Consider the following 13,661-nt stretch of genomic DNA (forward strand, 5'->3'; position numbering starts at 1 on the left):
AAGGGATGCGAGAGATGGCGATCGAGGTCGGCGACAAGGCCCCGGACTTCGAGCTCAAGGACAACCACGGCGCCACGGTGCGGCTCTCCGACTTCCGGGGGGAGAAGGCCGTCGTGCTGCTCTTCTACCCGTTCGCCTTCACCGGCGTCTGCACCGGCGAGCTGTGCGAGCTCCGCGACCAGCTCCCGCGCTTCCAGAACGACGACGTGCAGCTCCTCGCGGTCTCCAACGACTCCGTGCCGACCCTGCGGGTCTTCGGGGAGCAGGAGAACCTCGACTACCCGCTGCTGTCGGACTTCTGGCCGCACGGCGAGACCTCCCGCGCCTACGGCGTCTTCGACGAGGAGAAGGGCTGCGCGGTCCGGGGCACGTTCATCATCGACAAGGACGGCGTCGTGCGCTGGACCGTGGTCAACGGTCTGCCCGACGCCCGTGATCTCAACGAGTACATCAAGGCGCTCGACAGCCTCTGAAAACCCCCCTGTGGGACGGGAACCCGTCACTAGGATCGGAACGTTGATCCGATTGCAAGCGCACGACGGGGCACTGCCCCACACAGAACCCAATGGAGGACCCGTGGGAGTCAGCCTCAGCAAGGGCGGCAACGTCTCGCTGACCAAGGCCGCGCCTAACCTGACGGCGGTCATCGTCGGTCTGGGCTGGGACGCTCGCACCACCACCGGTGGTGACTTCGACCTCGACGCCAGTGCGATCCTGACCAACGACCAGGGCAAGGTCGCCAGCGACGCGAACTTCGTCTTCTTCAACAACCTGAAGAGCCCCGACGGCTCGGTGGAGCACACCGGTGACAACACCACCGGTGAGGGCGAGGGCGACGACGAGGCGATCAAGGTCAACCTCACCGGCGTCCCGGCCGACGTCGCGAAGATCGTCTTCCCGGTCTCGATCTACGAGGCCGAGGCCCGTCAGCAGAGCTTCGGCCAGGTCCGCAACGCGTACATCCGCGTCGTGAACCAGGCCGACAACACCGAGCTCGCCCGGTACGACCTCTCCGAGGACGCCTCGACCGAGACCGCGATGGTCTTCGGCGAGCTGTACCGCAACGGCGCGGAGTGGAAGTTCCGCGCCATCGGCCAGGGTTACGCCTCGGGCCTGCGCGGCATCGCGCAGGACTTCGGCGTCAACGTCTGAGTCGAAGAGCAGTCCACCCGTCCGGCGCCGTGCACTGTGTGTACGGCGCCGGACCGGCTTCTGCCACCGCCACACCGCACTGCCGCACCACCGCCACACCGCCACCGCCACACCGTCGTCCGGGGAGGACCACAACATGGGCGTCACACTCGCCAAGGGGGGCAATGTCTCCCTGTCCAAGGCCGCACCGAACCTCACCCGGGTTCTGATCGGCCTCGGATGGGACGCGCGCTCCACCACGGGCGCCGACTTCGACCTCGATGCCAGCGCGCTGCTGTGCAACAGCGGCCGGGTGCTCGGGGACGAGTACTTCGTCTTCTACAACAACCTCAAGAGCCCCGAGGGCTCCGTCGAACACACCGGGGACAACCTCACCGGCGAGGGTGACGGGGACGACGAATCGATCATCATCGACCTGAGCAAGGTGCCGGAGCGGGTGGACAAGATCGTCTTTCCGGTCTCCATCCACGACGCGGACAACCGCCGTCAGAGCTTCGGCCAGGTCAGCAATGCCTTCATCCGCGTGGTGAACCAGGCGGACGGCCAGGAACTGGCCCGCTACGACCTCTCCGAGGACGCCTCCAGCGAGACCGCGATGATCTTCGGCGAGGTGTACCGCTACGGCGGTGAATGGAAGTTCCGTGCGGTGGGGCAGGGGTACGCGTCGGGCCTCCGAGGCATCGCTCTAGACTTCGGGGTCAACGTTTCGTAAAGCCGTTCAAGACGCATGGGGTGCCAGGTGCCAGTGGTTCTGAAAACCTTCGGCTGGTCGTTCGCCATCACGGCGATCGGCCTTGCCTTTGCCGCGTGGCAGTGGGGGTGGGAGGCGTTCGGGGTCGTACTGATCCTGTCGATCCTCGAGATCTCGCTGTCCTTCGACAACGCGGTCGTCAACGCCGGAATCCTGAAGAAGATGAATGCCTTCTGGCAGAAGATCTTCCTCACCGTCGGCATCCTGATCGCCGTCTTCGGTATGCGGTTGGTCTTCCCGGTGGCGATCGTCGCCATCAGTGCCAAGGTCGGCCCCATCGAGGCGATCCAGCTGGCGCTGGACAACCCCGAGCAGTACGAGGCCCTGGTCACGGATGCCCACCCGGCCATCGCCGCCTTCGGTGGCATGTTCCTGCTGATGATCTTCCTCGACTTCATCTTCGAGGAGCGGGAGCACAAGTGGCTCGCCTGGCTGGAGCGCCCGCTGGCCAAGCTCGGCAAGGTCGACATGCTGTCGGTCTGCATCGCCTTGATCGCGCTGCTGGTCTCGGCGATGACCTTCGCGGTCAACGCGCACACCAGCACCGGCCACGCGGACAAGTCCGCCACCGTGCTGCTCGCCGGCGTCGCCGGCCTGATCACGTACCTCATCGTCGGCGGCCTGTCCTCGTACTTCGAGGACAAGCTGGAGGAGGAAGAGGAGCGCGAGCACGAGGAAGAGGAGAAGGCCAAGGCCGCGGGCAAGCCCGTCTCCGCCGTCGGCCTGGCCGGCAAGGCCGCGTTCTTCCTCTTCCTCTACCTGGAAGTCCTCGACGCCTCGTTCTCCTTCGACGGGGTCATCGGCGCCTTCGCCATCACCAACCACATCTTCTGGATGGCGCTCGGCCTCGGCATCGGCGCCATGTACGTCCGGTCGCTGACGGTCTACCTGGTCCGCCAGGGCACCCTCGACGACTACGTCTACCTGGAGCACGGCGCGCACTACGCGATCGGCGCGCTCGCCTTCATCCTGCTCGTCACCATCCAGCACGAGATCAGCGAGATCATCACCGGCCTCGTCGGCGTGGTGCTGATCGCCGGCTCCTTCTGGTCCTCGGTGCGACGCAACAAGAAGCTGGAACTGGAGGGTTCCGCCGCGGAGGCATGACCTCGGCGGTAATGCGGAACGCTCCATTGCGGGGCGGCCCGGGTCCCCACGGACCCGCCGGGCCGCCCCGCTTCCGTACGTATCAGGGGGTAGGGGATGGGATTCTTCGACGGCATCCTGGGCAGCCGGGCCGGCCAGTTCCAGTCCGGCAGCGCCTCGTCGAACGCGATCGAGCTGACCAAACGACATCCGACGGTGTCGCTCACCAAGCAGGGGGCGGTCCACGGGAATCTGCGCGTCAACCTGTCCTGGCGCATGCGCACCTCGGACATCGGCGGCCGCTCGGGCCAGAGCGGGCAGCTCTTCCGGCACCCGTTCAAGCTCTTCAAGCCGGACATGGTGCAGGCGCACACCCAGGGCATGGTCAACGTCGACCTCGACCTCGGCTGTCTCTACGAACTCAACGACGGCACCCGGGGTGCGGTACAGCCGCTGGGCAACCTCCTCGGGGACATCAACGACCCGCCGTACGTGAAGCTCAGCGGCGACGACCGCTTCGGATCGGCGTCGGGCGAGACCCTCTACGTCAACCTCGACCACGCCGATGAGATCAAGCGGCTGCTGTTCTTCGTCTACATCTACGACCAGACCCCGGCCTTCGACCGGACGCACGCCCTGGTCACCCTCTTCCCGAGCTCCGGACCGCGCATCGAGATCGCGTTGGAGGAGCGGCACCCCGAGGCCCGCTCCTGCGCCGTGGTGTCCTTCGAGAAGGTCAAGGGCGAGCTGATCGTGCGGCGCGAGGTGAAGTTCGTCTACGGGTTCCAGGCCGAGCTGGACCGGCTGTACGGCTGGGGGCTCCAGTGGGGGCGGGGCTACAAGAGCACCAAGGCCTGAGGGACGGACCCGACCGCATGGCGGCGCCGCGGGCCCGGCGGGGCCGCGGGTCCGCCGGGCCCTGTGCGGGGCCCCGCCGGAGCTCCCGGCGGGGCGTACGCGCAGGCCTCAGCGGCGGATGAACTGCGGGCCCTGCACCGGCAGCCGGAAGGTCGGATCGCCGCCCGGACCCGGCACCGGGGCCGGGGACACCGGCTGCGGGTACCCGTAGGCCGGCTGGACGGCCGGCGGAGCCTGCGTGGGCGGGGCCATCGCGGCGGTCTGCTCGGAGGTGGGTCCCGGCGCGGGCTGGGCCGCCGGGTCGGGGGCGTTCTCGTCGACCGAGATCCCGTGGTCGGTCGCCAGCCCCACCAGCCCGTTGGAGTAGCCCTCGCCGAGCGCGCGGAACTTCCACCCGTCGCCCCGGCGGTACAGCTCGCCGCAGATCAGCGCCGTCTCGGCGCCGGTCTCGGGCCGTACGTCGAAGTAGGCCAGCGGATCGGAGCCGCCGGTCGCGGAGGCGTCGTACAGGAGGATCCGCAGGTCGCGCACCCGCTCGAAGGGCATGTCCTCGGCGGAGGCGACCACCAGGATCCGGTCCACGCTCGGGGTCACCGTGCGCAGGTCCGCCTGAACGGCGTCGGTGATCGCGTCGCCGAGCTGCTTCTTGCCGAGCCGCCAGACGGCTCCGGAGGGGTGCCGGGGCTGGTTGTAGAAGACGAAGTCCTCGTCCGAACGCACCCGGCCGTCGGAGCCCACGAGCAGCGCGGAGGCGTCCACGTCCGGGACCTCGGGGCCGCCGGTCCAGCGCAGCACCGCCCGGACCGCCACGGCGGCCACCGGGATGTTCGAGCCCTTCTGCATCGCGTGCGTCATGCCCGTCATCCTGCCCTCCCGGGGTGGAGCGGGACAATGCGGCCCCCCGTAAGGCCTTGTCTCAAACGAAAGACCTGGGCATGGTGCAAGGGGGTTACCTGAACTTCATGTGCTTGAGGAATTTTTGACCCACGTTCGTACGTACTATTACCGGCCATGCCAGTTGGGCCGCCGAGGCAGTACGGGGGAAGCACATGCGTCACTTTGGGCACATATCGCCCAGCGTCCGTAAGGACCTCTTCCACCAGGAACCGGCGGAGTTCACTGGAGCCTCACCGGCCCGGATCCTCGCGGCGGCGCTCGGCGCCACCCTGTACAGCCCGGCGACCCGCCCCGCGCTCGCCGCGGACATCCGCAAGCAGGCCGGCCGGGGCGTCGTCTCCATGGTCCTCTGCCTGGAGGATTCCATCAGCGACGCGGACGTCGTCGGCGCCGAGGAGAACCTCGTCCGGCAGTTCGCCGCGCTCGACGCCGACGGCACGGACGAAGCCGAGCACCCGCTGCTCTTCATCCGCGTCCGCACGCCGGAGCAGATACCCGACCTCGTAGGCCGCCTCGGGGGCACCGCGCGGCACCTGGCCGGATTCGTGCTCCCGAAGTTCACCGAGAGCCGCGGAACCGCCTTCCTCGACGCCGTCGCCGGGGCGGAAGCCGCCAGCGGACTCGCCCGGCTGTACGCGATGCCGGTCCTGGAGACCCCGGACCTCCTCCACCTCGAAACCCGCAGCGAGGCCCTCGCAGGGATCTCGCGCACCGTCAACGCCCACCGCGAGCGCGTCCTGGCCCTGCGGCTCGGCGTGACCGACTTCTGCTCGGCCTACGGCCTGCGGCGCACCCCCGACATGACCGCGTACGACGTCCAGATCGTGGCGGGCGTCATCGCGGACGTGGTGAACGTACTGAGCCGCGCCGACGGCACCGGCTTCACGGTCACCGGCCCGGTCTGGGAGTACTTCCGCAGCCAGCAGCGCCTCTTCAAGCCCCAGCTGCGCCGCAGCCCCTTCCTGGAGGAGGGCGTCGAAGAACTGCGCACGGCGCTCATCGAGCACGACCTGGACGGGCTGCTGCGCGAGATCGAACTCGACCGGGCCAACGGGCTGCTCGGCAAGACCTGCATCCACCCCGCCCACGTCACGCCCGTGCACGCACTGTCGGTGGTCTCCCACGAGGAGTTCAGCGACGCCCAGGACATCCTGCGGCCCGAGCGCGGCGGCGGCGGAGTGCTGCGTTCCTCGTATACGAACAAGATGAACGAGGTGAAGCCCCACCGGGCCTGGGCCGAGCGCACCATGCTGCGCGCCGAGGTCTTCGGTGTGGCGAAGGAGGAGGTCGGCTTCGTCGACCTCCTCACGGCCGGGCTCCAGGTGTGAGCGGGCCGGTGACGGAGCACGGTACGAAGGAAGGCAAGAAGATCGACACGGTGTGGTCGGGAACGTGGGTCGCGGACCGCCTGGGAGTACGGCTGGAGGACGCGGAGGACGCCGCGGCGGGCGCCGCGGAGGCGGCCGCCGCCGGCCCGCGGCTCACGGAACTCCTCGGGCTGGCGCTGCGGCGCAACCCCAAGCGGGCGCACCTGCTCGTCTCGCAGGTGCTGGGCAAGCACGTCCCGCAGTCCCCGACGACGGTGTACGCCGCCGGCTACGGGCTCGGACAGCGGGTACGGGCGCTGCTCGGCGAGGAAGCGGCCGCCTCGGCGGTGGTCCTCGGCTATGCGGAGACCGCCACCGGGCTGGGCCACTGCGTGGCCGACGGCCTGGGCCCCGCTCCCTACCTGCACTCCACCCGCCGCCCGGTCCCGGGCGTGGAGCCGGCCGGCGGCTTCGAGGAGTCCCACTCGCACGCCACCTCGCACCTGCTGCTGCCGGAGGACCCGAAGCTGCTCGCGGGCTCCGGGGCGCTGGTCCTGGTGGACGACGAGTTCTCCACCGGCAACACCGTCCTGAACACCATCCGCGACCTCCACGCCCGCCACCCGCGCACGCACTACGTGGTCGTGGCCCTGGTCGACATGCGCTCCCCGGCCGACCGCGCCCGCCTCGCGGCCTTCGCCGCCGAGATAGGCGCCCGCGTGGACCTGATATCCCTGGCCTCGGGCACGGTCTCCCTCCCGGAGGGGGTCCTTGAGCGGGGCCAGGCCCTGGTGGAGGAGTACGAGGGTGCCGCCGCCGACCGGCTGCGGGCCGTTCGCCGGGGCTCTGCCCCGGACCCCGCGCCTCAAACGACGGCGAGGCTGGAGTTGGCCTGGCCCATCGGCGTTCCGGACGGAGGCCGCCACGGCTTCACGGCCGAGCACCGCACCCGGCTGGAGGCCGCCCTCCCGGCCCTCACCGCCCAGCTCACGGCCGCGCTCGGTACGGAAGCCGGACGGGTCCTCGTACTCGGCAACGAAGAGCTGATGTACGCCCCCCTCCGCCTCGCCAAGGCCCTGCAAGAGGCCGGCGCGGCCGCCGAGGTCCGCTTCTCGACCACCACCCGCTCGCCGGTGCTCGCCGTCGACGACCCCGGCTACGCCATCCGCACCCGGCTCGTCTTCCCGGCCCACGACGTCCCGGCCGACGGCCCCGGCGACCGGTACGCCTACAACGTCGCCGGCGCAGGCTTCGACGCCGTCGTCGCCGTCGTCGACTCGGCCGGCGACACCCCCGAACTCCGGACCGGCCTGCTCGACGCCCTCGCCCCGCACACCGGCCGCGTCGTGCTCGCCGTCGTCCCGTCCTACGTACCCGACCGGCAGGAGCCGATCATGCCCGAGCCCCTGCGCGGCCCCGCCTTCTCCTCGTACTCCGCACAGGACGTCGGCTGGCTGCTCCAGGACTTCTCCGACGTCGAGCTGGAGGCCCCGACGGAGGAGCGCGAGGAGGCGATACAGGCCGGCGGCGCGCACTACGCCGAGTCCCTGCCCGTCGAGTACCAGCCGTCCCCGCAGTACCAGGAGCTCTACCAGAGCGCGCTCAAGGCCTCCGCCGCCCGAATGGCCCGGGCCGTCGGAACGGTCACCGAGACCGTCCTCGCCGAGCGCACCCCGTCCCCGGTCCTGGTCTCCCTGGCCCGCGCCGGCACCCCCGTCGGCGTCCTGATGCGCCGCTGGGCCCAGGCACGGCACGGCCTGGACCTGCCGCACTACGCCGTCTCCATCGTGCGCGGCCGCGGCATCGACGCCACCGCCCTGCGCTGGCTGGCCGCCCACCACGACCCGGCCGACGTCGTCTTCGTGGACGGCTGGACGGGCAAGGGCGCCATCACCCGCGAGCTGCGCGTGGCCCTCGCCGAGTTCGAGGGCTTCAACCCGGAGATCGTGGTCCTGGCCGACCCGGGGTCCTGCGTGGAGACGTACGGCACCCGGGAGGACTTCCTGATCCCGTCCGCCTGTCTCAATTCCACCGTCTCCGGTCTCATCTCCCGTACCGTGCTGAGGTCCGACCTGGTTGGTCCCACCGACTTCCACGGCGCCAAGTACTACCGCGAGCTCGCCGGAGCGGACGTCTCCGTCGACTTCGTCGACACTGTCGCCGCCCACTTCGACGAGGTGGCCGACGCCGTGGACGACGAGGTCAAGGAACTGCTCGCGGCCGACCGCACGCCGACCTGGGTGGGCTGGGCCGCCGTCGAGCGGATCAGCGAGGAGTACGGCATCCACGACGTCAACCTCGTCAAGCCTGGCGTCGGCGAGACCACCCGCGTGCTCCTGCGCCGGGTCCCGTGGAAGATCCTGGCGCAGCGTGGCGCCGGGGCAGACCTGGACCACGTACGGCTCCTCGCCGAGCAGCGCGGGGTCCCGGTGGAAGAGGTCGACGGGCTCCCCTACACGTGCGTAGGACTCATTCACCCCCGATTCACGCGCGGCGCCACCGGCGCCGACGGAAAGGCTGTGGCCTCGAAGTGACTGTCCTCGTAGCCAGTGATCTCGACCGTACGCTCATCTACTCGACGGCCGCCCTCGCGCTGACCATGCCCGACCCGGAGGCCCCGCGGCTGCTGTGCGTCGAGGTCCACGAGAGCAAGCCGTTGTCCTACATGACGGAGACGGCGGCGGCGCTGCTGGCGGAGCTCAAGGAGGACCCCTCGGTCGTCTTCGTCCCGACCACCACCCGCACCCGCAAGCAGTACCAGCGCATCCGCTTCCCCGGCCGCCCGGCCCCGTACGCGATCTGTGCGAACGGCGGGCAGCTGCTGGTCGACGGGGTGCCCGACCGGGACTGGCGGCGCGCGGTGGCGAAGCGGCTCGCGCAGGAGTGCGCCCCGCTGGAGGAGGTCCACGAGCACCTGCTGGCGGTCTCCGACCCGGCGTGGCTGCGCAAGGCGCGGGTCGCCGAGGACCTGTTCGCGTACCTGGTCGTGGAACGGGCCCTGGTGCCGGACGAGTGGCTCAAGGCGCTCACGGAGTGGGCGGAGGCCCGCGGCTGGACGATCTCGCTCCAGGGTCGGAAGATCTACGCCGTCCCGCGCCCGCTGACCAAGAGCGCGGCCATGCGCGAGGTGGCCCGCCGTACCGGTGCCACGGCCACCCTCGCCGCCGGTGACTCGCTGCTGGACGCCGACCTGCTGCTCGCGGCGGACGCGGCCTGGCGCCCGGGCCACGGCGAGCTGGCCGACGCGGCGTGGACGGCGCCGAACGTGACGGCCCTCACGGAGGCCGGAGTCGCGGCGGGTGAGGAAATCGTCCGCGCATTCGGCCGCGCGGTTGCGACACTGACCGCATGACCAAGGGCAATACGACCAAGATCACGGACGAGCTCTACCGGTACATGCTCGACCACAACCCCCCGCTGGACGCGATCCAGCGGGGGCTGGTGGCGACGACGTACGCCGAGTTCCCCGACGTCGCCGGGATGCAGTCGGCCGAGGAGCAGGGGCCGCTGCTGGCCTTCCTGGTCCGGCTGACGGGAGCCCGCCACATCGTGGAGATCGGCACCTTCACCGGCTTCTCCACCCTCTCCATGGCGCAGGCCCTCCCCAAGGACGGCCGACTCGTCGCCTGCGACGTCTCCGAGAAGTGGACGGCGTACGGCCGCGAGGCCTGGGAGGCGGCGGGCGTCGCGGACCGCATCGACCTGCGCATCGGCGCGGCGCTGGACACCCTGCGGGCGATGCCGGCCGAACCGCACGTCGACATGGCCTACATCGACGCCGACAAGCAGAACCAGATCGCGTACTGGGAGGAGCTCGTGCCGAGGCTGCGACCCGGCGGCCTGATCGTCACGGACAACACCCTGTACCACGGCACGGTCCTCGACGAGTCGGCCGACCCCGACTCGGCCACGGCGGGCGTCCGCGCCTTCAACGACCACGTCTCGGCGGACACCCGCATGGAGTCGGTCCTGCTGGCGATCTCGGACGGCCTCACGCTCTCCCGCAAGCGGGTGGCCGTGGCCGTGTCCGTGGCTCCGGCCTAGCCGCATCCACCTCCACCGCAGCAGCCCCCGCCCCCGCCGCCCATCGCGGGCGCGGGGGCACTGCTCGTGCCGCCGACGGCGACGGCGGACAGCAGCTTGACGGTGTCGGCGTGCCCGGCGGGGCAGTCTGCGGGCGCGGACGACTCGGCCATGGGCCGGCTGACCTCAAAGGTGTCGTCACAGGTCCGGCAGCGGAATTCGTATCGAGGCATGGGCACAGGGTAGGTGGTGTCCGGCCGGCCTGGCACGGCCCGCGACCGCGAGGTGCACCGGGCCGCAGGCCGCTACGCGGAGGCGGAGCACGACCATGGTCGACAGCTCTAGTCCACCGGTACTACCGCCGCTGCCTGTTGCTTCTCCCGGGCCGCCTGCTCGGGGTGGCGGGCGCGCCAGTACGGATTGTCGTGCGGGAGGGCGCTGCCCACCCGCCCGTACATCCCGAACCACATCAGCATCACGCCGACGACGAAGCTGAACAGCACGTTCGGGATCTTGAAGGCGAGGAAGTTGAAGCCGGTGTCGAGCAGGGCCAGATTGACGAAGCCGCTGAGGATGAACGCCACTCCGAGCACGATGTTTAGGGTGGAGGCGAAGGTTCCGCCGATCACCATCCCGACGAACAGCAGCCCTCCGATGCAGATGGACAGGACGCTCAGCGCGCCGTTGGTGTTCAGCGCGAGCACCGTGTCGCCGCCCGTGTCGAAGAACCCGATCCGGTCGACGAGCCCCAGGATGCCGAAGGCGACCAGCAGCAGCCCGGTCAGGCCGGCACCGGCCCGGTAGACCTTGCTGAGCTTGTGGTCGGAGGGCAGGTGCTCATCGAGTCGGGCGTTGACGGGATGCAGGACGCGTTGCAGCCACCGGTGGGGCTCCTGTGGCGCGCTGGGCGCACGGTCCTCGTGCGGCACGTACGGCGCATAGTGCGCGTGGGGCTCGGTGCACCCGTAGAGCGCGTGGGCCACATAGGGCTCCTGCGCCGCAGGGGGTACCGGGCGCGCACGAACCGCCGCGCGAGACCCACGAGACTCGTCACGGGACCTGCGGAACCTGCGGGACGTATGGAACGCATGGGCAGCCATACCGCCCTCCTCTACTCCGCCCCCGGCAACCCGGGCCCGTCACACGCCCGACCGCCACCTCCAGCATCCGCCGTGGCCGCCCCCGGGACAACTCCTCACCCGGCGCCGCGTTGGTCCCGGATGTCCGACACGACCCGGCCCACCGCCATCCGGACCTCCTCCATCTCCTGCAGGAAGTGCCAGTAGTCGGGGTGCCGCCCCTCCAGCGCGGCCAGCGCCCTCTGCACCCGCGCCACCGACTCGTCCAGGGGCCGCGCGTGCCGCGGATCGGGCACGCTGCGGCCCGCCATCGCCAGGCGCTGCGCGTCCCGGATCGCGAACCTGGTCCGGTCCACCTCCGCCTGCGGGTCCCGCGCCACCGCCTCCAGCCGGGTCAGCCGGTCCTGCGCCGCGGACACCGCCTCGTCGGTCGCGTCCAGCGCGGTGCGGACCGCCTCGATCAGCGCCCCCACGTCGGCCCAGCGCTGCTCGTCCCGGGCCCGCCCGGCCTCCCCGAGCCGCTCCTCCGCCTGCGCGACGTCCCGTACCGCCTGGTCCGGCACCTGCTGCAGGTCCTGCCAGCACGCTGCGCTGAACCGCCGCCGCAGCTCGCTCAGCACCGGATCCACCCGGTCCGCCCGGTTGCGGAGCGCCTGCGCCCGCGTCCGCAGGCTGACCAGCCGCCGGTCGATCTCCGCCGCCCGCTCCGGGAGCCGCGCCGCCTCGACCCGTATGGCCTCCGCGTCCCGCAGGATCCGGTCCGCGCGCTGCACCGTCTCCTGCACCCCGTGCAGGGCCGCGCCCTGGTTCAGCTTGGTCAGCTCCGGCCCCAGCGCGGCGAGCCGCGCCGCCAGATCATCGGCCCGCATCCCCTTGGCCCGTACGGCGTCCAGCGCGTCACTGGCTCCGATCAGCGCCGCCTTGGCCCGCTCCCGGGCCGGCGCGACCCGCGCCAGCTGCGTCTCCGCCTTGTCCAGCAGCGGCTGCAGCCCCTGCGCGAACCGGTCCAGCTCCCCCTTGACCCGTACCAGCTCGTCCCGGGCCCGCGTCAGCTCCTCCCGGGCCCGCGCGGCGACCGAGGCCTCCAGTTCCGCCCGGTCCAGGTCGTGCGCGTCCACCGCCTCGATGTACACGTGGCTGACCTGGTCGATCCGCCGCCCCAGCGCCGCGAACCCCTCGGTCGCCTGCCGCCCGGCGGGCGAGCCGTCGGCGGCCGCGATCGTCTCGATGGAGATCCGCAGATCCCGCTGAGCGGTGTCCAGCTCGTAGAACGCCGCCGCGGCGGCATCCTTCGCCGCTTGCGCGTCAGCCCGCCGACTCTCGTCCCGCCCGCCGAACCACCGCCGGGATGCCGTCGTCACAATCCCACTCCCGTACCGCGTCCGCGCCAGCCGTGCCCCGGTCCATTGTCCCTTACAGGAACGGGTTTGCGTGGGGGGTGTGCCCGGCATGTAGGCTGTCCACTCATCCACGGGTGCGTAGCTCAGGGGTAGAGCGCTGCTCTTACAAAGCAGATGTCGGCGGTTCGAAACCGTCCGCGCCCACCAGTTGGAAGGCCCCTCGCCGATCATGGCGGGGGGTCTTTTGCGTCCAGATGTCTCTCGCCGCAGGTGCCTCCCTGGGGGAGACGAGCCGCCTCCGGGCCGTGTGCCCTGAGCGGCATGATGGGCTCCATGACCTCTGATTCCAGCAGCGCTCCCGTTGAGAGCACCCAACTCGCGGCCGTGACCGATGGTGTCGCGCAAGTCTTCAGGTGGGAGGCGGACGCGCGGATCGAGGTGCGGGGGCTGGGGCGAGAGGTGGTGATCGAGGCGAACGCCGCGGGTCTCAGGACGCTTGCCGGTCATCTGCTGGTGCTCGCCGGGGAGGGCGTTCCCGATGGGAGTCACCTGCACCTCGAAGACGGCAACGGGTTGGAGGACGGGTCCCTCGGCTTGGTCCTGGAGCGGTGCGACGACGAGTGAGGGCGGCACGGGAGCTAGGGGTAGCCTTAAATTCGTGACCGAGACTTCCCCTGCCGTCGACGCGATCCGCTCCGTGATCGCGGACCTGGCGGCCATCCCGGATCCCGCCGACCGTGCCCGCGCGGTGGGAGCGGTCCTCGATGCCGTCCCCGCGCTTCAGGCCGAACTCCGTGCGACCAGGCAGGCCGCCGTCATCGAGCTGCGAGGCACCCGGTCCCTGGCCGAGGTGGCCGGCGTCCTCGGTATCTCCGTGCCGCGCGTCTCCCAGATCGCCTCCGGCGTCAGCCGTAACGCGAGGAAATGAGCGTGAACCCTGCTTTGCCGGGCCGGCAGAGGGGGTTTCGGGGGCGGAAGTGTCGTCGCCGGTAGCGCCAAGGCCCCCCTCCGGTGCCGGTGGGGGGCCTTACGGCGTGTGTTGGGGCGCTGCGCTCAGGCGTTGGGGCGCTTGCCGTGGTTGGCCTTCTTCTTCTTGCGGGCGCGCTTCTTGTTTCCTCGCTTGGCCATACTGGACATCTCCCTGTTTTTGGGGATCTTTCCTGGCTTC

At 70.6% G+C, this 13,661-nt stretch carries 16 protein-coding genes and 1 tRNA gene; 12 read left to right on the forward strand and 5 right to left on the reverse strand.

Features of this window, described 5'->3' with window-relative positions; all coding sequences use genetic code 11:
- Positions 1 to 14: 14 nt before the first annotated feature.
- The 5 genes from OG625_RS26700 to OG625_RS26720 all read left to right on the forward strand — a co-directional run bounded on the left by OG625_RS26700 (position 15) and on the right by OG625_RS26720 (position 3,847).
- The gene (locus tag OG625_RS26700; RefSeq protein WP_329386032.1) at positions 15 to 473 is read left to right on the forward strand and encodes a peroxiredoxin; all 459 of its coding nucleotides are present in this window, start codon (positions 15 to 17) and stop codon (positions 471 to 473) included.
- Positions 474 to 576: 103 nt separating this feature from the next.
- Positions 577 to 1,152 carry a TerD family protein gene (locus OG625_RS26705; protein ID WP_329386033.1) on the forward strand — a complete coding sequence of 192 codons (576 nt, stop codon included), beginning with the start codon at positions 577 to 579 and terminating at the stop codon, positions 1,150 to 1,152.
- A gap of 136 nt (positions 1,153 to 1,288) precedes the next feature.
- Positions 1,289 to 1,864, forward strand: coding sequence for a TerD family protein (locus tag OG625_RS26710; protein ID WP_329386035.1), 576 nt, complete (start codon positions 1,289 to 1,291; stop codon positions 1,862 to 1,864).
- A 33-nt stretch (positions 1,865 to 1,897) separates the two neighbouring features.
- Positions 1,898 to 3,010 (forward strand): DUF475 domain-containing protein, encoded by a 1,113-nt coding sequence (locus tag OG625_RS26715; protein ID WP_329390970.1) that lies wholly within the window; start codon positions 1,898 to 1,900, stop codon positions 3,008 to 3,010.
- A 96-nt stretch (positions 3,011 to 3,106) separates the two neighbouring features.
- Positions 3,107 to 3,847, forward strand: coding sequence for a TerD family protein (locus OG625_RS26720; RefSeq protein WP_329386037.1), 741 nt, complete (start codon positions 3,107 to 3,109; stop codon positions 3,845 to 3,847).
- Between the two features lie 108 nt (positions 3,848 to 3,955).
- On the opposite strand, the gene OG625_RS26725 is transcribed toward OG625_RS26720, so the two are convergent.
- The gene (locus tag OG625_RS26725) at positions 3,956 to 4,702 is read right to left on the reverse strand and encodes a TerD family protein (RefSeq protein WP_329390971.1); all 747 of its coding nucleotides are present in this window, start codon (positions 4,700 to 4,702) and stop codon (positions 3,956 to 3,958) included.
- Positions 4,703 to 4,896: 194 nt separating this feature from the next.
- Between OG625_RS26725 and OG625_RS26730 the strand changes: the two genes are divergently transcribed.
- The 4 genes from OG625_RS26730 to OG625_RS26745 are packed head-to-tail and all read left to right on the forward strand — an operon-like array spanning position 4,897 to position 10,095.
- Positions 4,897 to 6,072, forward strand: a complete 1,176-nt coding sequence (locus OG625_RS26730; protein ID WP_329386039.1) for an HpcH/HpaI aldolase/citrate lyase family protein — start codon at positions 4,897 to 4,899, stop codon at positions 6,070 to 6,072.
- An 8-nt stretch (positions 6,073 to 6,080) separates the two neighbouring features.
- A complete protein-coding gene (locus tag OG625_RS26735) occupies positions 6,081 to 8,585 on the forward strand; it encodes a phosphoribosyltransferase (protein WP_329386041.1) in 2,505 nt (834 codons plus the stop codon).
- The gene (locus OG625_RS26740) at positions 8,582 to 9,403 is read left to right on the forward strand and encodes an HAD family hydrolase (RefSeq protein WP_329386044.1); all 822 of its coding nucleotides are present in this window, start codon (positions 8,582 to 8,584) and stop codon (positions 9,401 to 9,403) included. The genes OG625_RS26735 and OG625_RS26740 overlap by 4 nt, the downstream gene beginning before the upstream one ends.
- Entirely contained in the window at positions 9,400 to 10,095 is a 696-nt protein-coding gene (locus OG625_RS26745; RefSeq protein WP_329386046.1) for an O-methyltransferase, read from the forward strand. The genes OG625_RS26740 and OG625_RS26745 overlap by 4 nt, the downstream gene beginning before the upstream one ends.
- Here the strand turns inward: OG625_RS26745 and OG625_RS26750 are convergent.
- The 3 genes from OG625_RS26750 to OG625_RS26760 all read right to left on the reverse strand — a co-directional run bounded on the left by OG625_RS26750 (position 10,092) and on the right by OG625_RS26760 (position 12,514).
- Positions 10,092 to 10,307 (reverse strand): FmdB family zinc ribbon protein, encoded by a 216-nt coding sequence (locus OG625_RS26750; protein WP_329386049.1) that lies wholly within the window; start codon positions 10,305 to 10,307, stop codon positions 10,092 to 10,094. The genes OG625_RS26745 and OG625_RS26750 overlap by 4 nt on opposite strands.
- Positions 10,308 to 10,415: 108 nt before the next feature.
- Positions 10,416 to 10,952, reverse strand: a complete 537-nt coding sequence (locus OG625_RS26755; RefSeq protein WP_329390973.1) for a DUF4383 domain-containing protein — start codon at positions 10,950 to 10,952, stop codon at positions 10,416 to 10,418.
- 317 nt (positions 10,953 to 11,269) lie between these two features.
- On the reverse strand, positions 11,270 to 12,514 hold the full coding sequence (locus tag OG625_RS26760; RefSeq protein WP_329386051.1) for a hypothetical protein: 1,245 nt from the start codon (positions 12,512 to 12,514) through the stop codon (positions 11,270 to 11,272).
- 111 nt (positions 12,515 to 12,625) lie between these two features.
- Between OG625_RS26760 and OG625_RS26765 the strand changes: the two genes are divergently transcribed.
- From OG625_RS26765 to OG625_RS26775, 3 genes are all read left to right on the forward strand, one after another.
- Positions 12,626 to 12,700: transfer RNA gene (locus OG625_RS26765), tRNA-Val, on the forward strand.
- A gap of 126 nt (positions 12,701 to 12,826) precedes the next feature.
- The gene (locus tag OG625_RS26770; protein ID WP_329386052.1) at positions 12,827 to 13,117 is read left to right on the forward strand and encodes an Imm32 family immunity protein; all 291 of its coding nucleotides are present in this window, start codon (positions 12,827 to 12,829) and stop codon (positions 13,115 to 13,117) included.
- Positions 13,118 to 13,151: 34 nt separating this feature from the next.
- Entirely contained in the window at positions 13,152 to 13,421 is a 270-nt protein-coding gene (locus OG625_RS26775) for an RNA polymerase subunit sigma-70 (protein WP_329386054.1), read from the forward strand.
- Positions 13,422 to 13,546: 125 nt separating this feature from the next.
- Here the strand turns inward: OG625_RS26775 and OG625_RS41465 are convergent, their stop codons facing one another.
- Positions 13,547 to 13,621, reverse strand: coding sequence for a 50S ribosomal protein bL37 (locus OG625_RS41465; RefSeq protein WP_099895366.1), 75 nt, complete (start codon positions 13,619 to 13,621; stop codon positions 13,547 to 13,549).
- Positions 13,622 to 13,661: the final 40 nt, after the last annotated feature.

This window comes from Streptomyces sp. NBC_01351 (assembly GCF_036237315.1).
Classification (GTDB): Bacteria; Actinomycetota; Actinomycetes; order Streptomycetales; family Streptomycetaceae; genus Streptomyces.

Excerpts from the sequence above, each read along its gene's own strand:
- OG625_RS26700 (WP_329386032.1), top strand. The coding sequence starts at position 15 with ATGGCGATCGAGGTCGGCGACAAGGCCCCGGACTTCGAGCTCAAGGAC.
- OG625_RS26710 (WP_329386035.1), top strand. The coding sequence starts at position 1,289 with ATGGGCGTCACACTCGCCAAGGGGGGCAATGTCTCCCTGTCCAAGGCC.
- OG625_RS26720 (WP_329386037.1), top strand. The coding sequence starts at position 3,107 with ATGGGATTCTTCGACGGCATCCTGGGCAGCCGGGCCGGCCAGTTCCAG.
- OG625_RS26725 (WP_329390971.1), bottom strand. The coding sequence starts at position 4,702 with ATGACGCACGCGATGCAGAAGGGCTCGAACATCCCGGTGGCCGCCGTG.
- OG625_RS26730 (WP_329386039.1), top strand. The coding sequence starts at position 4,897 with ATGCGTCACTTTGGGCACATATCGCCCAGCGTCCGTAAGGACCTCTTC.
- OG625_RS26745 (WP_329386046.1), top strand. The coding sequence starts at position 9,400 with ATGACCAAGGGCAATACGACCAAGATCACGGACGAGCTCTACCGGTAC.
- OG625_RS26750 (WP_329386049.1), bottom strand. The coding sequence starts at position 10,307 with ATGCCTCGATACGAATTCCGCTGCCGGACCTGTGACGACACCTTTGAG.
- OG625_RS26770 (WP_329386052.1), top strand. The coding sequence starts at position 12,827 with ATGACCTCTGATTCCAGCAGCGCTCCCGTTGAGAGCACCCAACTCGCG.